Genomic DNA, 18594 nt, shown 5'->3' with positions numbered 1-18594 from the left:
TGAGAACCAGCCAGCGCAACACCCGTGAGAAACCCGACGTCCGCCCAGCTCGCGTCAAGATCAAACGAAAACAATCTTGAGAACCTACACTCGCGTCTAAAGTGGATATAGCTAGGCTGACTTTCTTCCGTCGGACGTTCAGGGGTGACAGCCCAGCGGTTGCCCCTGTCGGGCTCCGCTTCAACTCGGGGCGATCATGCAGTTTCAGTGGCGCGCTCGCGTAGCACGCTCAGAATGTCGGGCCGGTAGCGCGCCTTGATGCGGTGCTGGGTGCCCCCCTGCATCTCCTTGATGAGCTTCGCGACCTTTGTGGCTTCGTCGAACTCACCGCCTGCTGCGAAGAAGGCACGCAGCCAGGTGTCAGCGTCAAGCGGATAGCCGGCTGCGGTAAACCACGCGCAGTAGCTGCACGACGGCATCCTTGCCGTTGCCACCCGACAGCCCGTTGTACTGCTCACCTACCCAGCACTTCGCGGCCTCAAGTTGCACGGCGTCTGGTGCTTCGAGTGCGGACCCGGTGTGCAGGTTCGTGGCGCCGATCCCGTCGAGCCAGGTGCGGACCATATCGTGCGGTGACCAAACGATGACGAACAGTCTTGCGACGGACTCCGTCGTGACGATCTCGCGCAGCAAGTCGCAATCCCGTTCCTTGTAGGGATGCAGGACGATGAGCGGACGGCTGATCGTCTTGTCGGTGCGTCGGAGCTCATTGAGGTCTGACAGATCGATGACGTGCCGTTCGTCGGCGTCGTGGGCGACGAAGGTCATGAACTCACGGTCAGCGCTGTGGTCCGACTCGTACGTCTTCCGATCGGCCGTAGCGAAAACGTATGGCGGACTTCCGAGCCAGTCTTGGATCACGGCACTCTGCTGCCGCATCGCGGTGCCGTGCTGTCCCCAATCTTCCCGGACCATGTACGCGAGTTCGGTCATGGGGCCAGTCTGCCGCAAACCTCGGACTTGGCGTCCACGGCTGGCCGTGGCGTCCTCATCAACCCACCGGCACTCTTGGCCCGATCGCCGGCCTCCGAGCCGACCGGGTCGACCTGATCGGCACCTTCGGCCCAGGCGCACTTTCAGCTATCAGAAGGTATGTCTCAATTTGATCCCCGCCGGGTGTCCCATTGATCGGCCGCGATCGCTACACATTCCGCGACAAGGGAGTCTAGGACGACCTCAATCTTGCGCACGTCATACGCCCCTTCAGTCAAAGTCTCGGCCGTCTGCTTAAGAAATTCTTTGCTGTAGACCTCTTTAAATTCCAGCGCCCCGTGATAGGTATCTAGGCTCTCCTTGTGATTGGTCCAGCGCACTTTCGCCGGCGGATAACCGCCGACGTCAAGATCGAGATAACACTCGATTGCCGCAGCGCGCCGATTGATGTCCGAGTGGTGGAGCCCCTCGGGGCCTTGAGCTGGAAACGAGCGGAACTCCTCAAGCTCAGGTAACATGATTCCGCGCATGTTCACAGGAAGGGTGAGCTTCGACAGACGCTGATGCGCATCGAGACCCTCCGCGTCATTGTCGAACACGAAAAGAACCTGGTTGTGAACGTCTATTTTTGTGAGTCCTTCTGCGAACTTCACCAGGCTTCCCGTACCGGAGAAGGGGTGACGCTCGCTCACGTCGATGAAGCGGAAGAAATCCGCTATCCCTGGCCGCAGCAGCGTGAGCGCATGCGACAAAATATGGACGTCCGAACTGCCTTCAGTCGCAATCAGGAACGTCTCGGTTCGCCGGGCATCGGGCACAAATTCCCGCTCGGTCGCCCACCCGGCTTGCACCAATGGTCCATATTGCCAGACGACAGGCGCATCCTTGTTCGCTTCGATCTCCGCCAAGAGTCGCAACACGGAATACGGGTGAAGAATATTCACCAAAGAGCCGAAGAAATTTCGCTCCGAATGGACTTGAATGCCAGAGGGTCGATCTGCGGGGATCCGCTCGACCTGCACCTCTTTGAAGCGAGCTCGTATCCTCGCTTTGCCTGCATCGTCCGCATACGGAACAAAGGTGTCGTCGAGACTGTCGAGCGGGTACGCGGCGGCAAATGCGACGAATTCCACAAAGTTCATCAGGTCAGGAACGAGATCTTCGCCGCCGATCTGAAGATACTTCCTCTCCTCCAGCCAGTTTTGCGCGACGGCGTCGTACTCACGCCGGACGTGCTCTAGATTGAAACCAAGGAGTTCGAGGCGCGGAACGACGTATTTGAGCGGTCGCGTGAACGCCATCTCCGAGGCTGTGGGGTCCTCGTCGTTCTCCTCGTACCAATCGTAGTCGATCTGATCGCTCTTGATCGCCTTTCGATCTTGTTCCTGAAAAATCGATCCGTGATCAAATCCGCGGTGATTCTTGCTGTACGTGATCGACACGCCAGCCACATCGAGCGTAATTTCCGTACCCAAGCTCCGCCTCCAACCGGTTAACTATGACGCCTGGCGACGTGTCAATGAGGAGGCTAAGTATATTCAATCTCGCCCGTCAGGCTGCTGAAGGTTGTTACGATTCGTCGGCGGTGTCGCCTTCAAGGAGCTTGTACACGTTGCTGCGCTGCATCCCGACTTCCTTGGAGATCCTCAAGCGGGGCACTCCTGCGGCGTCCGCGGCCAGTACGGCCTCACGCCGCTTCTTCCGCGCTTCTCGTTGCTTGGCCAGGAGGCCGTTGATCTTGGCTTCGAGTTCGGCCTGTTGGGTGCGGGCGTCGTCCAGTTCCTTCTTGATCCCCTCGACCTCGGTTCGGCAGGCACGAAGCTGAAGGACTTCCTCGGGGTCGCTCATCGGGGAGCCTCTCTCGCAGGGCGTCACCGTCTTGCTCACGGTGAACGTTCGTCGTCTCGTTGTGTCTATCACACATGTCTATCATCCCTGTGGCTAGGACATCTGGTGCTGGCGGGCGACCTCCGGTCGCGCCCGAGGTCGCCCGCCGGTTGGCTGCTCGCGACTAGGTCGACCGCACGCCTGGCTTGTGGTCTCCGAGCCAGGCGTGCCTGCCGACCTCCGCAAGCTCGGCCTTGCGGTGCTGCCAGTCGGGCATCCACAGGTACATCTGCCGTTTCCAGGCGCGGCCATGAGCTGCTCCGTTGGGCTGGGTGGCGTGGGCCTGTTCGTGGACGAGCACATACTCGATCAACCGGAGCGGCAGGCCGAACACGGCCCAGTGCAGCGTCGTCGTGTGCTTCGACGGTCCCTCGTAGATGCCCCATCGGCGCCGGCCGAGGTCGCGAACCGCGTAGCTCAGGCCGGTGATGTGGCCGTCCAGTTCGTACTGGCGTCCCTCGCGGCGCAACCAGGCGAGCCCGACCTGCTGGTACAGCCCGATCACTGCCCGGCGGACCAGCTCTGTCCGCTGTCTCCGCACGGACAGGATGCCGTCGGACGTGACCAGAGGTAGCTGTGCGGTGCCCGCGGGCGCGGCGTCGACGAGCTGGAGCCGGTAGCGCCGGCCGAGCAGGTCGAACTCCTCGCCGTCGACGAACTGCTTGACCGCGTGATTCGGGGCCAACCGCGTGGCGCTCTCGACCTTCTCGGTGATCCATCGACGATGGCTGCCGACAAACCGCGCAACCTGCTCCGGGGCGGCCGTCGGTGGGATCAGCGCGGCGACACCTCCTCCCGGATTGACCTGGAGGCCGGTCTTGCGCCGTCGTGGACGGATGGCCACCTCGACCTGCCACTCGGGCGGCAGGTCGAGGGCGGCCAGGGCGGCCCGGAAGGCGTCCGGGCCGGTCATCGCACTCCCTCCTGGTAGTTGATGTGCTCGACCGAGCTGGCCGCCGTGGCCGCGCCGGTGCGCAGCAACTCGTTCACGCCCTTCGACGTCACGGAGTGGATCGAGCCCGGCACGCCGTAGACCCGGCGGCCGAGTTCTCCAGCGGCACGGGCGACGCCGAGGGCACCGCTGCGCTGTCCTGCCTCGACGATGACGGTCGCCGCGGCGAGAGCAGCCAACAGCCGGCACCGCGCGTGGAACCGGATGCGGGCGGAGGGTGTGCCGATCGGGTACTCACTGACCAGCAATCCGCCCTGCTCGATGACGGTCTGGTAGAGCCGTGCGTGCTGGTGCGGATGGGTGAGGTCGACGCCGTTGGCGAGTACGACGATCGTCCGGCCGTCAGCAGCCAGTGCGCTGCGGTGCGCCTCCTCGTCCACGCCGAGGCCGCCGCCGCTGACGACGGTCACCCCGGCGCGGCCGAGCTCGTAGCCGAGGTCCGCAGCGATCGTGTTTCCGTACGCCGAGGAGGCACGTGCGCCGGTGACCGTGACGGCGAGGCTGGTGAGCTCGGCCAATGAGCCGCTACCGCGCACCCACAGCGCGAGCGGGACGCCGAGGCTGGCCAGGCCGGTCAGCCGCCCGAGCGGCCAGTCGCCGTCTTCGGGCGTGAGCAAGCGCGCCGAGCCGTTGTCGAGGGCCCGCAGGTCGTCGTCGATCTGGGCTTCGGGCCGGGTGACTTCGCTGAGGACGGCAGCGGGGGCGGTGCCGTGCCGGATGCGCGCGAGGGCGTCGACCGGCCCGTGGACGGCGACGTACTGGTGGATGGCGGGTGCTGGTGGTTCGGCTGCGCGCAGCAGGAACAGCCTGGCGTGCAGTTCATCGCGTGAAGGCATCGTCACACTCCTGGATGGGTTTGGTGGGTCGGTGGGGTTCCGCGCCTTGCCGGTGCTGGTCCGGTTAGGGCTCTGTGCGGTCGTGTAGTGGGATGGGCAGGCAGTGGCCGATCAGCTCGCGCCAGCGGGAATCGCCGGTGTGGATGTGAGCACCGGAGGCCATGAACCACTTGCCGGGCGGGGCATCGGCCGGGCGCGCGACGTAGCGGCCGTACTGGAACAGCAGGTAGACGCCCGGCGCGTCGTCCGAGGGTTCGAAGATCCGGGCGAAGGCGGGCAGCGTCCGGTCTTCCCCGACGCCGAGGATGGTCACGTAGCGGACGCGGGATGACAGACCGTTGTTCGGGCAATGGATCGGGCCGGTCAGGATCTCCGCGCGCAGTCCCTTCCGGACGACCGGGACCTCGATGACGCCGTCCCCGAGTTCGGGGATCTGGTCGAGTTCCGTGATGCCCCAGGGTGTCTCGGTGTAGGCAGCCAGGAGCCGGTAGGCCGGGAGGTAGCCGGCGCCATGCCGCACAGTGGCTTTGGCCTCGGCGGGCAGCCGGGTCAGTACCGTCTCGCGCAGGCGCTGTATCCAGGCGTGCGCTTCGCTGGTGTGCCAGCCGATCGTGCCGCTGGTCTGGTACTCGTAGCACTCCAGCAGGCACAGCACCGCGATCGGATGCAGCGCGCGGTCGGTCACCGTCGCGGCGTAGTCCGGCGGCTCGCCCCGCTCCTGCTCGACGTCGCGGTGAGGTTGGTGCTGCCGGAGCAGCATCTGGCCGAACGGGGTGAGGTCGTCGAAGACGCCGATCAGGCCGAATTGCAGTCCGGCGTTGACGAGTCCGTCGATGTGAGCAGGGTGCAGATCGAACCGAGACATGGCGGTATCCCTTCGAGAAGTGCGGAAATTTCCGGTGAGTGGTTCAGGCCGCGTTGCCGCGGCACTGGCCCTCGATGAGGGCTTGCTGCACAACGGCGACGGCCGTGTCGACGCGGCGTTCCAGCCGGGCCAGTGCCTCGTCGGTGTGGTCGGTCCAGGCGTCGGCGAAGCTGTCGAGCTCCTTGTCCTGTGCCTGGGCGGGAGCGACCGTGTAGAACTCCTCCTGGGTCGGATAGGTCCCGTCGCCGCGCTTGCGGAGCCACAGCCGGGGGTGGGTATCTCGATCGCCATCGCGGGCCGGTGCTCCGGCGATCTCCTCGTTCTTCGTCAGCGGGATGTCGACGAGCCGGCTGACTTCGGTCAGCGCGGTGTGGACGGTGCGGTGTCCGCCGAGCAGGACGCTGTCCACGGATCGGGCAGCGTTGGCCGGCGCGTAGTAGAGCCGGCGTACGCGGTAGATGGCCCACGGCATCGTCTTCATGCGGTTGACGGCGAGGGTGATGGGCTCGGTCACCTGGTCACGGCGCAGTCGGGTGATCAGTGACTTGCCGGGCCCGAACAGGCCGGATCGAGGGTTGAGCGCCAGACAGACGTACTCGTCGATGATGTGCTGTGCCGCTTCGGTTGGGAGCGCGGCGAACCGTGCGAGTTGCTCGGGCCAGCCGGATTTGTTGCCAGCGTAGGGACAGTGTCGGCAGCAACTTTTCGGCCACGCTACGCCGAGTTTGCGGTAACGGTAGTCAAGGCAGTCCTGTCGGCTCCATCCCCACTCGTAGATCGGGTACGTCGGGATGCGTTGCCCGCCCATGGAATACGCGGAGTCGCGCGTGATCCTGGTTTCCTCGTGGACGTTGAACCCGATCGCGTGGATGTAGGGCCTGTCGCCGAACTCGTTGGTACGCCACGCATCCTGCGGTGCGCCCTTCGCCTTTTGGCTGCACTTCCGGACTCCGCCGAGCTGCGGCATGGTGCCGGTGACGCGGTTCTCGCGGGAGAGCTTGTATACGCCGTCGAGGTGCAGCCGGTACGGTTGCCGGGTGTCCTGGAGTACGGCGATGCCGTCCTTTTTGGTCGGGCCCTTGCGGGCGACTTCGACCAGGCGGATGTTGTGCTTGCGGAGCAACGGAAGGACGTAGTGCTGAACCAGTCTTCCGGTCGTGCTCCACTCGTCTCCAGTCTGGGCGATAACGACGACCAGATTGGAGAAGGCGTTCCGGGACTGCCTGAAACCGGTGATCGCGCGGGTGGACGGGTACGCGATCGGCGGCGGGCACCACATGGCGTACCTGTGTGACTTCACGATCGCCTCGGATCGGTCGGTGTTCGGGCAGAACGGACCGCGGGTGGCCAGTCCGGCGGAGGGCTGGCTGGTCAGCCACCTGTGGACAGTCGTCGGCATGAAGCGAGCCAAGGAAATCTGGATGCTGTGCCGTCGCTACGACGCCCAACAGGCTCTTTCGTGGGGTCTGGTGAACGCGGTGGTGTCGCCGGAGGAGCTGGACGCGGAGGTGCGGCGCTGGTGCGAGGAGCTGCTCATGTTGAGCCCCACGGTGCTGAAGCTGGTGAAGAAGTCGTTCGACGACTCCCTGGCCCCGGTTCGCGAGGCGCAGGACCGGTTCAAGATCATCAGTCAGGTCAATCCTGGCTTCTGGGCCTCGGGCGAGCAGAATGAGGGCGCTTCGGCGTTCCTGGAGAAGCGGGCCCCGGACTTCTCGGCATGGCGGTGACCGCAGTGGGAACGCCCATGGAGACCGGCTATGTCCGGGTCGAGGTCGATCGCGCGGTCGCGGTCCTGACTGTCGACCGGCCGCCCGCCAACGCGCTCGACCTGCAACTCGTGGAGCAGCTCAGCCGGGCGGTCACGTCGCTCGGGCAACGGGGAGACGTCGGCGCCGTCGTGATCACCGGCACCGGGTCCAGGTTCGTCGCGGGCGCCGACATCAAGATGATGCGCGGGCTCGGTGACTCTCTGTTCCCGAGGTTCGTCAGCGCGATCCAGCGCGGCTTCGACGACCTGGAGCGGCTGGCGCTGCCGACGATCGCGGCGGTCAACGGCCATGCCATGGGTGGCGGGCTGGAACTCGCCCTCGCCTGCGACCTGCGGTTCGTGGCCGAAGGGGTCCGTCTCGGCCTGCCCGAGGTGCGGTTGGGGCTGCTCCCCGGGGCGGGCGGCACGCAACGACTGGTGGAGACCGTCGGCAAGGGCCGGGCGCTGGAGTTGCTCTACACCGGCCGGGCGCTCACGCCAGAAGAGGGGTTGCGTCTCGGGGTGGTGGATCGGGTGGTGCCGGCGGACCGGCTGCGGGAGGCGGCGACAGACTTCGCGGCCGAGTTGGCCGGCGGGGCGCGTGCGGCGTTGGCGGCGATCAAGGGAGCGGTCCTGGCCCGGCTCGACGGTGGCCGGCGGGCCGGTTTCCGCACCGAGGCCGACGGTGTGGCGAGGCTGTTCGGAACGCCGGACGCCAGGGAAGGCTTGGCCGCGTTCGCCGAGAAGCGGCCGGCACGGTTCGGAGGAACCGGGTGAGCGACCGGGAGCTGCGCCTGGACCGGCCCACGAGCGACGTCGCGGTGGTCACTCTGCAGCGCCCGGACCACCGCAACGCGATCGGGTGGCAGACCTGGGCCGAGCTGGACGCGGCCCTGGGGGAGGCGAGTGAGGATGGGGTGACCCGGGCGTTGGTGCTCACCGGTGCCGCGGGCTGTTTCTCGGCAGGCGGGGACGTGAAGAGCTCGCCATCGCGGGGCGAAGGGATCGGCGCGCCCTCCGCCAGGTTGTCCGTCGGGCACCGCGTCGTCACCCGGCTGATGCGCCTGCCGGTGCCCACGATCGCCGCGGTGGAGGGCTTCGCGGTTGGCGTCGCCTGGAGCCTGGTGCTCTGCTGCGACCTCGTCGTGGCGGCCGAGGACGCCTTCTTCGCGGCCCCGTTCACCCAACGCGGGCTGGCGCCCGACGGCGGGCTGGCCTGGTTTCTCACTCGCAGTCTGGGCCGAAACCGCGCCGCTGAACTGCTGATGCTCGGCGATCGTCTTCCCGCACCCGCGGCGGCCGCGGCCGGATTGGTCAACCGCGTGGTCCCGCCTGGCAACGCACTCGACACCGCCGTGGAACTGGCCGGGCGGCTCATCACTGGCGCCCCTGACGCGCTGATGCTGACCAAACGGATGATCCGTGCCGCCGACCCCGAGCTCGACCGCTTCCTCGACGTGGAGTGGTTCGCGGCCACGTTGGCGCTGCACGGCCCCGAGGCCGTCGAGGGCCGTGCCGCGTTCGCCGAGAAGCGGCCTGCCGACTTCACCCGGAGGGCCCGATGACGACCCTGCCGCGCACCCAGTCCGGCCGCCAGGCCGGACGGGGAAGCCTCCGCCGATCAACGACGCGGTGCTCTCGGGTGCCCCCGGAGCAACCCACCGCACCATGTGGCCCTTCGGCTCTGTTCGTTCGGGACGAGTACGGCGGCGCCGATGCGTGGGCGATCAGTCCGGGTGGCGGGTGCATGCCGGCCCCGAACACCCGTGGCCGTCCCGCACGACCGCGCCGTCAGCGAGGCCGGAACGCCTGCCGTGCGGCGTGAGCGGAGAACCGGATGCCAGCGGAAGTGGGTAACGAGATGGCCATGTTCACGCGATCTGTCAAGGTGTCGACAGCCGGGCCGGCGCGATGAGCACCCGATCAGGTCCGCTCGACGGGCTGCGGGTGCTCGACCTCACGGCACTAGCGCCAGGCGCATTCGCCACCATGCTCTTCGGCGACCTCGGGGCCGACGTGGTCACGGTCGAGCCTCCTGCGCAGGCCCGCGCCGGGTCGGTGATCGATGACCTCTTCGGCTATGGGGGTGCGGCGGCCCGCGATGCCGGCACCGGCCTGTCGCGGTCCCGGCGGTCGATCGTGGTCAACCTCAAGGAGTCCGCCGGCCGGGAAGTGCTGCTCCGTCTCGCCGAAACAGCCGACGTGTTCCTCGAGGGGTTCCGCCCCGGCACGTGTGACCGGCTGGGCATCGGCTACGGCGTGGTTTCCGAGCGCAATCCGGGCATCGTGTACTGCTCGATCAGCGGGTACGGGCGGCATGGCGAGCTAGCTCAGCGTGCCGGTCACGACCTGAACTACCTCGCCGAGTCGGGCCTGCTGTCCGCATCCACCCGGCCCGACCAGCGACCGGGCATTCCGCTCAACGTGGTCGCGGACCTCGCCGCGGGTGGGCTGCTCGCCGCGTTCGGCATCCTGGCCGCGGTCCACGGGCGCGGCCTGTCCGGGCGTGGCACGCACATCGACGTGTCGATGTACCAGGGACTTCTCGGTCTGTTGCAGGCCAGCGCGGCGTGGACGGCGGCCGGTGCATCAGACCCTTCATGGGGCCAGGGTCTGCTGTCCGGCGCGGCGCCGTTCTACGACTGTTACCGCACGGCGGACGGTCGCTGGCTGTCGGTAGCCGCTCTTGAACCCAAGTTCTTCGCTGCCCTGTGCGCCGCGATCGGGCACCCGGAAATGACCGACTGGCAGCACGCACCACAGCGGTGGGATGAGGTCCGGACGACGTTCGAGCGGGTGTTCGCCGAGGCGACGCTCGCCGAGTGGCTGGAACGACTGGCGGATGTGGACACCGCGGTGGCACCGGTGCGTTCGATTCCGGAGGCCTTCGCACAGGCGCGGCACGACAAGCTGGCCAACGACACAGCGGTGGTCGGCCCCCTGCCCCCGATGAGCGCTTGGCACACGGAAGCGGGCCCGGTGCCCCGGCGACCGGGGCAGCACACCCGCGAGATCCTCATCGAGGCCGGTCTGACCCCCAGCGACGTCGACCGGCTGGTACGCGTCGCCGCGGTCGCCGAGTGAACGTGACGCCACCGCGAGCGACCCAGGGAGACGAAGTGGGTGAAGTACGACTCGACACAGACGCGGGCGTGGCCGTGGTGACGCTCGCCGCGTCGCAGCGGCGTAACGCGTTGACGTCCGAGATGTCGCGCGACCTGATCGGCGCGCTCGACGAGGTCGACACGGATCCGTCGGTCGGTGCGATCGTGATCCGGGGCGAGGGCAGCTCGTTCTGCTCCGGGGCTCATCTGGCCACACTCGCCGGTTCGGGAGCCGACCCCACCGCCGAGCGGGCATACGGTGAACTCGGTGTCATTTACGAGTCGTTCGTACGAGTCGGACGGATACGGGCGCCTACCCCGGCCGCGTCAGGGGTGCGGCGGTCGGCGCGGGTATGAACCGGGCACTGGCGGCCGCCCTGCGGGTGGTTGCCACCGACGCCAGGCTGGCTGGTCGGAGGCCGCCGCGCGGGCCGCAAGTCCAGCAGGTGGCTAGTGGCCACGGGAGGGCGACACCAAAGACCCTCATGATGGTGTTCGCGAACGTGTCGAAAGACGCCGGTGCCCGGCAAGAGGCCGACCGGGTCTTTTGCGGGCAGTACCGTTTGCCGCTGGAGCGGTTTGAGCGTTGGGCGCTGGTCGGCGACGCGGAGTCGGTGGCGTCCGATCTGGCGGAGTTGCGTAACGCGGGAGTCGACGGGTTCGTGCTGGTGCCGGCCGCTCCTAACCCCCTAGCGCAGCACGACAGATTCGCCGATGTCGTCGACCTGCTGGAGAACGCGCGACGCGGAGGCGCCGCATGACGTGCCTCGGCCGGTGCTCACACCGTCGTGGTGCGCCGGCACCATCGTTCCGAGGGACCGCCATTGGCGCACCCGGCGACGCGAAGCCCGTCGAGCCGGTGAGCCACCATGAGGTCGGACCGCGAGGTGTCCGAGGTTCTACCCGCACAACGAATCGGGAGGCGAGATGGAACGCGTCGCGCTGGTTACCGTAGGCGACCGTGGAATCGGTTGGTCGATCGCGCCGGCACTCGGCGCTGATGGCCGCGCCGTCGCGGTCGCGGACATCATACGGGACGAGGCGAAGGAGACGGCGGCCGCGATCGAGGCGGGCAAGGACGATCCGGAGAAGATCCGCCAGTTCCTGGCCCGCAGCAAGGTCGAGACTTTCGGCGGCACGCACAGGGTGAACACGGCTCAGCAGACCGGCATGCCCCACCTCGGCACCCCGTGGCAGAACGGCAAAAAGAAGAAGATCATCTGGCCGGCAGAGAACGCCACCGCCGAGATCGCCGTACCGAGGGGGAACTGGTTGTGAACCCCATCATCGCCCGCGGGCGCTACCTCGAGGAGCTGAGGGTCGGGGACTTGTACCAGCACCGTCCCGGTCGGACGGTCGGCGAGGCGGACAACACCCTGTTCTCCACGCTCACCATGAACCCACAGAGCCTGCACCTGGACGCGAAGTTCAGCGAAGGCACCGAGTTCGGGCAGCGGCTGGTGAACAGCCTGTTCACGCTATCGACCCTGGTCGGGCTGTCGGTGAGTGACCTCACCCAGGCGACGACGGTGGCCAACCTCGGCTTCGGCGAGATCGGTTTTCCGAAACCGGTGTTCCATGGCGACACGCTCTACGCGGAAACCGAGGTGATCTCGGTACGGGAGTCGAGGTCCCGGCCGGACGCCGGTGTCGTGGTGTTCGAGCACCGGGCCCGCAACCAGCACGGCGAAGTTGTCGCGGTGGCCCGGCGCAGCGCACTGATGATGCGGGCACCTCAGGAGGACGCGTGATCGGGCCGGCGCTGCTGTTCTGCCCCGGCAGCCGGCCGGACCGGTTCGCCCGCGCGGCCGCGGCGGCGGACTCGGTGATCCTCGACCTGGAGGATGCGGTCGCCCCCACCGACAAGCCGGCCGCGCGTGCCGCCGTGGCCACCGCACTGGCCGACGGCGCCGTTGCCCCGGACCGCTGCGTAGTGCGGATCAACCCGCTCGACGGGGAGTGGGGCCCCGCAGACGTGGCGGCACTGCGCGACACCCCGGTGACGACCGTGCTGCTGCCCAAAGCGGCCGACCCGGCGACCGTGGCCCGGCTCGCGCCGTGGCACGTACTCGCCCTCTGCGAGACCGCGCGCGGGGTGCTCGCCGCCCGCGAACTGTCCGAAGTGGACAACTGCGTCGGGTTGATGTGGGGCGCCGAAGACCTGACCGCCGACCTCGGCGGCAGGGCGAGCCGGCGCAGCGACGGAAGCTACCTGCCCCACGTGGTGCACGCGCGAGTGACGGTGCTACTCGCGGCGTGCGCCGCGGGCCGCATCGCGGTCGACGGCGTCTACCTCGACATCGCCGACACCGACGGGCTGGCCGCCGAGACGACCGAGGCGGTGGCAATGGGGTTCGGCGCGAAGGCGTGCATCCACCCCGACCAGGCTCCGGTGATCCGCGCCGCCTACCGACCATCCACAGCGGACGTCGAGTGGGCGCGCGAGGTCATAGCCGCGGTGGCCGCGTCCACCGGGGTGACCACCGTCCGCGGCAACATGGTCGACGAGCCAATCCTCCGCCACGCCCACGCGATCCTCGCCGCGGATTTGGCCGCCGATGCCTGACCGCGGAGTGCCACCGGGGTCGTCGACGCGTCGAGGCTGTTCCCGTTGAACCAGCTGTGGGCGGCGCGGTTGCGCGGCGACTTCGGTGCCGAGTGTGACCAGGCGGAGCCGTCGGCCGGCGGCGGTTTGGCCGATCCGCGGTGAATTGTTCGCCGCGGGCAACCACAACAGCGCGGTTTCGCCGTCGACCTCAACGCCCGGCCTGCACCGCCGGGTTCCTCGACCCGGCGTGGGAGAACCGTGGGTCCGTCGAGGGCTTCCGGCCAGGGGCGATGAACCGGCCCAGCGTCGGCTACGCGGGCGGCCGAGGTCAACCTCGGTGGCACCTACTGCTCCGGTGCCCACGACATCAAATGCCTCGCCTCGTCGGGTGCGCCGTCGTTCAGTGGGGTACCTAAGCCGCCTCTACCTCGCTAACGACCGCATCACCAACCATCGAGCGTGGTCGGAGATACCCGACCTACGCAACACCGGTCACAACCCCGGACCAGCAAGAACCCTCTCGCCCGTGTTGCGAGCGAGAGGGTTCCTCTGCGTACGAAACCGCAGGTCACAACGACAAAATCGAAACTTTGGTGAACGTGCGCGGGATCGAGCGGTTCAACACCGAGCGCGGCGTGATGAACGCCTCGGTCGGGGATCTCGTCGAGTTGCGTGCTCTATTGGTGCGCCCTGTGAGTTTCCTAAGTCAACCCCTGCGTCTTGTTGATCTTGGTGGTGTGGTGGATGGCGGGGTTGTAGCAGGTTTTGTCGCGCCAGCAGGCCCAGATGATGCGCAGCCAGGCGCGGGCGAGGATGCGCACGGCGTGGGGGTGGCGTTTGCCGCGGGTTCGGGCCTGGTTGTAGATGGTGGCGGCCCAGTCGTTGTCGTGGCGGCTGTTGTCGGCGAAGGTCATCAGGGCTTGCCGGGCGCGGCGGTTGACGGCGTGTCGGAAGTGGACGGTGCGGTGTTTGCCGGATTCCTTGGTGACGGGGGCGGCGCCGGTTTCGGTGGTCAGTTGTGCGCAGGTGGTGGCGCGTTCGAGCATGGGGCCGATCTCGCCGACGATCTGGCTGAGGTTGAGGGTGCCGATGCGGGGCAGCCCGGCGATCAGGGGTGCGTAGGGGTGGTTGCGCACGGCGTTGGTGATGGCGGTGTCCAGTGCGCGGATGGTCGCGCGGAGGGCGCGGATCAGTTGTGTCTGAATCCCGACGAGTTGGGTGATGATCGGCTGACCGAGCCGGGAGGCCGTCGTGGGGGCGGTGCGCAGCGTTCGATGAGCACGCTGCCGGGTCGGTTACCGAAGTAGCTGTGCCGCTTGCAGAAGGCTTCCAGCCGGGCGGCGGTGAGTTTCGCGGCGGCGTGGGGGGTGGGATAGGCGTCGAGGAAGGCCAGTGCGATGTCGCTGTCCAGGCTGGCGAACACCGTTTTGCCGCCGGGCCAGTGCTCGTCCAGCAGCGCGGCGAGCTGGTTGACCGCGGCGATGCGGGCCTCGATGTGGTCGGTGCGTTGTCGGGTCAGCGCTTGCAGCTCCAGTGTCTCGGGCAGAGTCGGTGCCAGTGTCCGCAGTTGGTGGCCGTCGGTGCGCAGGTAGTCGGCCAGCTTGAACGAGTCACCCGGATCGCTCTTGGCCCGTGCGGCGCCCCAGCGCGGGCGCACGGCGTTGAACGCGTTGGGGTGCACCGGAATCACCGGATGCCCGGCGGCCAGCAGCCGGTCGACGACCAGGCCCCGGGTGGTCTCGATCGCCACTGGCAGGCCGGCCGGGTCGCCGTGTCGCCGCAGCCGGGCCAGGTGCTGGCGATCCCGGTCTCGGTGTGGGCCAGCGCCCACCGGTCAGTCCTCGCCCCGGCATCGTCGACCACGGTCACATCGTGCGACCCGGTGGCCCAGTCCCATCCCGCGAACACGCGCGCGGTGCTCCTTCTGTGCTGGTGAAGGACCCGCTCGGTGATGAGGACGCTCGCCGGAAGCTCATTAATCGGCCCTCGACCAGGTCGGGGCATGTTCCTAAGGCCGGTAAAGCGGCCTCGGCCCGGCGGGGCTGGCAGTACTCACAGTGGCCGTCAAACGGCTCGCGAACTAGGCCATGCACCCACCGGGACCGAGTGGTCACAACCCTATCCGTTCGGGCTGCAACAGGGATGGTGGCCTAATGAGCGGACTGAGCGGGTCAAGGCAGCCGGCGCGGGCCGGTAGGAGGCACCGGGCGAACGGTGGCGGCTGCGGCTTGGGTTCAGCGGGTCTCTGTCTGGCTGGGGTCGGTCTGGTGTTCGTGGCTGGTGAGGAAGTGGTCGACGAGGTGGGTGCAGAACCGTTCGTCGTTGGGTGTGCCGGTGACGAGGCGGTTGAAGATGAGGGGGCCGATGAGTTGGGCGAGGGCGGTGGTGGTGTCGGTGCCGGGGTGGAGTGTGTTCTGGGCGGTGTCGCTGGTGAGGACGGCGTCGAAGGGTTGGCGGTATTGCTCGATGATGCGGCGGCGCAGGGTGTGCAGGCGTGGCCGGTCGTTGTCGGTGGGTGTCGGGGGTGTTGGTGCGATGGCCATGCCGAGCCAGGACAGCACGGTCAGTTGTAGGGGGGCGTGGTCGATGAGGTGGGCTTGGTTGGTCAGCAGTGTGAGCAGGCGCTGTCGTAGGGGGCCTTGGGTGGGTGCGGGTGCGACGGGGGGTAGTAGGTGTTCGAAGGCGGCGGCGAGTAGTTCGGTGCCGGTGCCGAAGTGGCGGTAGAGGGTGGCGCGGGCGATGCCGGCGGTGCGGGTGACCGCGTCGATGGTGACCGCCTCGATGCCGCCTTCGGCCAGTAGGCGGGTGGCGGCGTCGAGCAGTCGTGTGCGGGATCGTGCCAGCCGCGGGTCTTCGTCGGGTGTGCTGGGTGTGGGGGTTGCGGCGGTGGACATCGATCTCCTGCGTATCGGGCTGGGGCTGTGAGGGCACGGGCAGCCTAACGACAGCCGGACTTGTGAAACTGTCAGTCTAGGTTCGATACTGTCGGTTCACCAAGTGTCGGGAGAGTAGCGGAGGACGCGTGGCGGAGTCGGCCGGGGCAGCGGGTGGCGCGCGCCGTGGGTGGACGCTGGTGGTGTCGTGTCTGGCTGTGGCGTTGGTGATGGCCGGGGTGGCGTCGCTGACCACGGCGTTGCCGGAGCTGGCTGCGGCGATTGGGGCGAGTCAGACGCAGGCGACGTGGATTGTGGATGCTTACACCTTGGTGCTGGCGGGTGTTCTGCTGCCGGCGGGTGCGGTGGGGGATCGTCTGGGGCGAAGGGGGCTGTTGCTGGCCGGGCTGGTCGTGTTCGCCGCCGGTTCGGCCCTGCCGGTGGTGGTCGACTCCCCGGGTGGGGTGATCGTGTGCCGGGCGGTGGCGGGGCTGGGTGCGGCGCTGGTGATGCCGGCGACGTTGTCCATCCTGACCGCGGAGTTCCCTGCTCGGCAGGCCGCGCGTGCGGTGGGGGTGTGGGCGGGGTTTGCCGGAGCGGGGGCGGTGCTGGGGATTCTCGGGGCGGGGGTGGTGTTGGCGGCCTGGTCGTGGCGGGCGGTGTTCGTGGCCACCGCGGTGCTGGCGCTGGTGTTGGCGGTGGGTGGCTGGTTCGTGCCGGCCTCGCGTGAGCCGGCGGCGCCCCGGCTGGATGTGCCGGGGGCGGTGCTGTCGGCGGCGGCGGTGGGACTAATTGTGTTCGGGGTGATCGGGGCTCCCGATCACGGCTGGGACAGTGCGCTGGTGGTCGCCTCGCTCGGTGGTGGCGTGCTGGCGGGGGCCGGGTTCGTGCTGGTCGAACGGCGTCGTATGGCACCGTTGCTGCAGGTCGGGTTGTTCGGTGAGCGCGGGTTCGGCGCGGGCGCGGTCTCGCTGGTGGTGCAGTTCCTGGCCGCGTTCGGGGTGTTTTTCCTGCTGATGCAGCATCTGCAGCTGGTGTGGGGCTACTCGCCGCTGCGGGCCGGGCTGGCGTTGGCGCCGGTGGCTGTCCCGCTGGTCGTGGCCGCGGTGCTCGCGCCGTGGGTGAGCGAGCGGGTGGGCCTGCGGGTGATGACCGGTACCGGCTTGGCGCTGGTGGCTGTCGCGCTGGTCGGGATCGGCGGGCTGGGGGTGGGCGAGAACTATCCGCGGCTGGCGGTGTTCCTCGGCGTGTTCGGGCTCGGCCTGGGCGTCTGCGCGACACCGGCCACCGCGGCTATCGTGCGCGGGGTTCCCCGCGCCAAGCAGGGGGTGGCCTCCGCGGTCAACGACGTCACCCGGGAGCTCGGTGCCGCGGTGGGGATCGCGCTGGCCGGCAGCTTGCTCGCCGGCAGCTACCGCACCCACCTCTCCCCGGCGATCACCGACCTTCCCCCACCAGCACGCGCCCACGCCAGCGACTCGCTGGCCGCCGCCCTGCGGCTGGTCGGCGACTCGTCCGCTGGGCCTGGTCTTGCCGACGCGGCACGCCACGCCTTCGTCGACGGGTTCCACGACACCCTGAGCATCCTGGCCGTGATCACCGCGGTCACGGCCGTCGCGCTCACGGTGTGGGCGCCCGGACGCCACCCCCGGCACGGACCGTCACGGCCAGCGGACACCCGCGGCCGCGACGCTGCCCGCCTGTCGGTGACCGTCGAACCGGACAGGAGCACGTCGTGACCGCACAACGCCTCATCAGCGACTACCCGCACCAGGTGGCCGGGCACTGCGGCTCGGGGGCGCTGCGGGACCTGATGCAGTGGGCCCGGCTGTCCTATGACGACACGCCCCTGGACGAGGGCACCGTGTTCGGCCTCGCCGGCGAGCTCGGGTTCACCTACCTGCGTCACCCGGCCATGAGCCCGCCGATCTACCTTGTGGGCCGCGGCCCCGACCTCACCGGCGCGTTCACCCGCCGTCTCGGGATCACCGCCACTCAGCACGCCACCGACGACCCCGACGAGGGCTGGGCGTGGGTCCGCGACGAACTCGACCACGGGTATCCGGTGCTGTGCTGGGCCGACATCGCCCACCTTCCCTACCTGCGGGTGCGGCTGAGCATGAGCCGCCACGACATCGTGATCACCGGCTACGACGACCACACCGCCACCGCCACCGTCGTCGACAACGACCGCGCCGACCCCCAACCCGTCCCCTACGACGCGCTCGCGCGCGCCCGTCACTCCACCGGGTTCCCCGCACCCACCCGGCACACCACCTACCGCCTGCGCTTCCCCACCCACCTGCCGCCCCTGACCGACACCGCCGCCGACGCCTGCCACGCCGCCGCTACCGCACTGCGCCACCCCCCGCCGCTACCGTTGTCCACCGGGCACCCCGACCACGACCACAACCAGGACCACAACCAGGACCGGGCAGCCGACCTGGTGCACGGCGCCGGCCTGGACGGCGTCCGCGTCTTCGCCGAGGACCTGCGGCGCTGGCCCGACGTGTTCACCCCCGCGCAACTGGACACCGTGCTCGCCGCGCTGGCCGCGTTCATCGACAAGGCCGGCACCGGTGGCAGCCTGTTCCGCCGGCTGCAAGCCGACTACCTGCACTACCTCGCCCACCGCACCGGCCTGCCCATCGCCGGGCAAGCCGCCGACCTCTACGCCCAGCTCACCCAGCTCTGGCACGGCCTCGCCCGCATCGCCGCCGCCGACATCAGCACCACCACCCGCGTCACCGCGCTCGCCGACACCGCGCGGCATCTCCCCGAACTCGAACAGCGCGGCGCCGATCTCCTCGACCTGCTCGCCCGCGAACTCAGCCCCTGACGACCCGGAG

21 protein-coding genes are annotated in these 18594 nt (G+C 68.4%); 11 read left to right on the top strand and 10 right to left on the bottom strand.

The genetic code is table 11. The annotated features are described in order from the left end of the window. Positions 1 to 366: 366 nt before the first annotated feature. The 7 genes from ACIBVP_RS43280 to ACIBVP_RS43250 form a co-directional block, all read right to left on the bottom strand. Positions 367 to 933, bottom strand: coding sequence for a hypothetical protein (locus tag ACIBVP_RS43280; protein WP_210718544.1), 567 nt, complete (start codon positions 931 to 933; stop codon positions 367 to 369). Between the two features lie 164 nt (positions 934 to 1097). After that, entirely contained in the window at positions 1098 to 2408 is a 1311-nt protein-coding gene (locus tag ACIBVP_RS43275; protein ID WP_168523860.1) for a HEPN/Toprim-associated domain-containing protein, read from the bottom strand. A gap of 94 nt (positions 2409 to 2502) precedes the next feature. Then, positions 2503 to 2781: a hypothetical protein gene (locus tag ACIBVP_RS43270; protein ID WP_168523858.1), complete on the bottom strand. Its 279-nt coding sequence runs from the start codon at positions 2779 to 2781 to the stop codon at positions 2503 to 2505. 163 nt (positions 2782 to 2944) lie between these two features. Next, on the bottom strand, positions 2945 to 3733 hold the full coding sequence (locus ACIBVP_RS43265) for a M48 family metallopeptidase (protein ID WP_168523856.1): 789 nt from the start codon (positions 3731 to 3733) through the stop codon (positions 2945 to 2947). Then, positions 3730 to 4608, bottom strand: coding sequence for a DNA-processing protein DprA (locus tag ACIBVP_RS43260; protein ID WP_168523854.1), 879 nt, complete (start codon positions 4606 to 4608; stop codon positions 3730 to 3732). The genes ACIBVP_RS43265 and ACIBVP_RS43260 overlap by 4 nt, the downstream gene beginning before the upstream one ends. A 64-nt stretch (positions 4609 to 4672) precedes the next feature. Then, entirely contained in the window at positions 4673 to 5473 is an 801-nt protein-coding gene (locus ACIBVP_RS43255; RefSeq protein ID WP_168523852.1) for a hypothetical protein, read from the bottom strand. A 43-nt stretch (positions 5474 to 5516) separates the two neighbouring features. Next, positions 5517 to 6596: a hypothetical protein gene (locus ACIBVP_RS43250; protein WP_168523850.1), complete on the bottom strand. Its 1080-nt coding sequence runs from the start codon at positions 6594 to 6596 to the stop codon at positions 5517 to 5519. Between the two features lie 34 nt (positions 6597 to 6630). Between ACIBVP_RS43250 and ACIBVP_RS43245 the strand changes: the two genes are divergently transcribed. The 9 genes from ACIBVP_RS43245 (at position 6631) to ACIBVP_RS43205 (ending at position 12890) form a co-directional block, all read left to right on the top strand. Next, positions 6631 to 7200 (top strand): enoyl-CoA hydratase-related protein, encoded by a 570-nt coding sequence (locus ACIBVP_RS43245; protein ID WP_168523848.1) that lies wholly within the window; start codon positions 6631 to 6633, stop codon positions 7198 to 7200. 17 nt (positions 7201 to 7217) lie between these two features. Next, the gene (locus ACIBVP_RS43240; RefSeq protein ID WP_168523877.1) at positions 7218 to 7997 is read left to right on the top strand and encodes an enoyl-CoA hydratase-related protein; all 780 of its coding nucleotides are present in this window, start codon (positions 7218 to 7220) and stop codon (positions 7995 to 7997) included. Then, a complete protein-coding gene (locus ACIBVP_RS43235; RefSeq protein ID WP_168523846.1) occupies positions 7994 to 8785 on the top strand; it encodes an enoyl-CoA hydratase/isomerase family protein in 792 nt (263 codons plus the stop codon). The genes ACIBVP_RS43240 and ACIBVP_RS43235 overlap by 4 nt, the downstream gene beginning before the upstream one ends. 346 nt (positions 8786 to 9131) lie before the next feature. Continuing rightward, a complete protein-coding gene (locus ACIBVP_RS43230; RefSeq protein ID WP_168523844.1) occupies positions 9132 to 10304 on the top strand; it encodes a CaiB/BaiF CoA-transferase family protein in 1173 nt (390 codons plus the stop codon). 35 nt (positions 10305 to 10339) lie between these two features. After that, positions 10340 to 10681 (top strand): enoyl-CoA hydratase-related protein, encoded by a 342-nt coding sequence (locus ACIBVP_RS43225; protein WP_168523842.1) that lies wholly within the window; start codon positions 10340 to 10342, stop codon positions 10679 to 10681. A 128-nt stretch (positions 10682 to 10809) separates the two neighbouring features. After that, positions 10810 to 11085 carry a hypothetical protein gene (locus ACIBVP_RS43220; protein WP_168523840.1) on the top strand — a complete coding sequence of 92 codons (276 nt, stop codon included), beginning with the start codon at positions 10810 to 10812 and terminating at the stop codon, positions 11083 to 11085. A gap of 166 nt (positions 11086 to 11251) precedes the next feature. Continuing rightward, a complete protein-coding gene (locus ACIBVP_RS43215) occupies positions 11252 to 11602 on the top strand; it encodes a hypothetical protein (RefSeq protein WP_168523838.1) in 351 nt (116 codons plus the stop codon). Next, positions 11515 to 12075 carry a MaoC family dehydratase gene (locus tag ACIBVP_RS43210; protein ID WP_396112384.1) on the top strand — a complete coding sequence of 187 codons (561 nt, stop codon included), beginning with the start codon at positions 11515 to 11517 and terminating at the stop codon, positions 12073 to 12075. The genes ACIBVP_RS43215 and ACIBVP_RS43210 overlap by 88 nt, the downstream gene beginning before the upstream one ends. Next, positions 12072 to 12890, top strand: a complete 819-nt coding sequence (locus ACIBVP_RS43205; RefSeq protein ID WP_168523836.1) for a CoA ester lyase — start codon at positions 12072 to 12074, stop codon at positions 12888 to 12890. The genes ACIBVP_RS43210 and ACIBVP_RS43205 overlap by 4 nt, the downstream gene beginning before the upstream one ends. Positions 12891 to 13573: 683 nt before the next feature. On the opposite strand, the gene ACIBVP_RS43200 is transcribed toward ACIBVP_RS43205, so the two are convergent. From ACIBVP_RS43200 to ACIBVP_RS43190, 3 genes are all read right to left on the bottom strand, one after another. Beyond that, complete coding sequence (locus ACIBVP_RS43200) at positions 13574 to 14008, bottom strand: transposase (protein WP_312872002.1); 435 nt, start codon at positions 14006 to 14008, stop codon at positions 13574 to 13576. 53 nt (positions 14009 to 14061) lie between these two features. Next, a complete protein-coding gene (locus ACIBVP_RS43195; RefSeq protein WP_396112383.1) occupies positions 14062 to 14622 on the bottom strand; it encodes a transposase in 561 nt (186 codons plus the stop codon). Between the two features lie 484 nt (positions 14623 to 15106). Beyond that, on the bottom strand, positions 15107 to 15766 hold the full coding sequence (locus ACIBVP_RS43190; protein ID WP_168523834.1) for a TetR/AcrR family transcriptional regulator: 660 nt from the start codon (positions 15764 to 15766) through the stop codon (positions 15107 to 15109). A 128-nt stretch (positions 15767 to 15894) separates the two neighbouring features. Here ACIBVP_RS43190 and ACIBVP_RS43185 point away from each other — a divergent pair, with 128 nt between their 5' ends. After that, on the top strand, positions 15895 to 17484 hold the full coding sequence (locus ACIBVP_RS43185) for an MFS transporter (protein WP_396112382.1): 1590 nt from the start codon (positions 15895 to 15897) through the stop codon (positions 17482 to 17484). Further along, entirely contained in the window at positions 17481 to 18584 is a 1104-nt protein-coding gene (locus ACIBVP_RS43180) for a BtrH N-terminal domain-containing protein (protein ID WP_396112381.1), read from the top strand. The genes ACIBVP_RS43185 and ACIBVP_RS43180 overlap by 4 nt, the downstream gene beginning before the upstream one ends. The last annotated feature ends 10 nt before the right edge of the window (positions 18585 to 18594 follow it).

The sequence above is a fragment of the Actinophytocola sp. NPDC049390 genome (assembly GCF_044466355.1).
In the GTDB taxonomy this organism is placed as follows: Bacteria; Actinomycetota; Actinomycetes; order Mycobacteriales; family Pseudonocardiaceae; genus Actinophytocola.
This window is presented reverse-complemented; position numbering and strand designations above follow the sequence as displayed.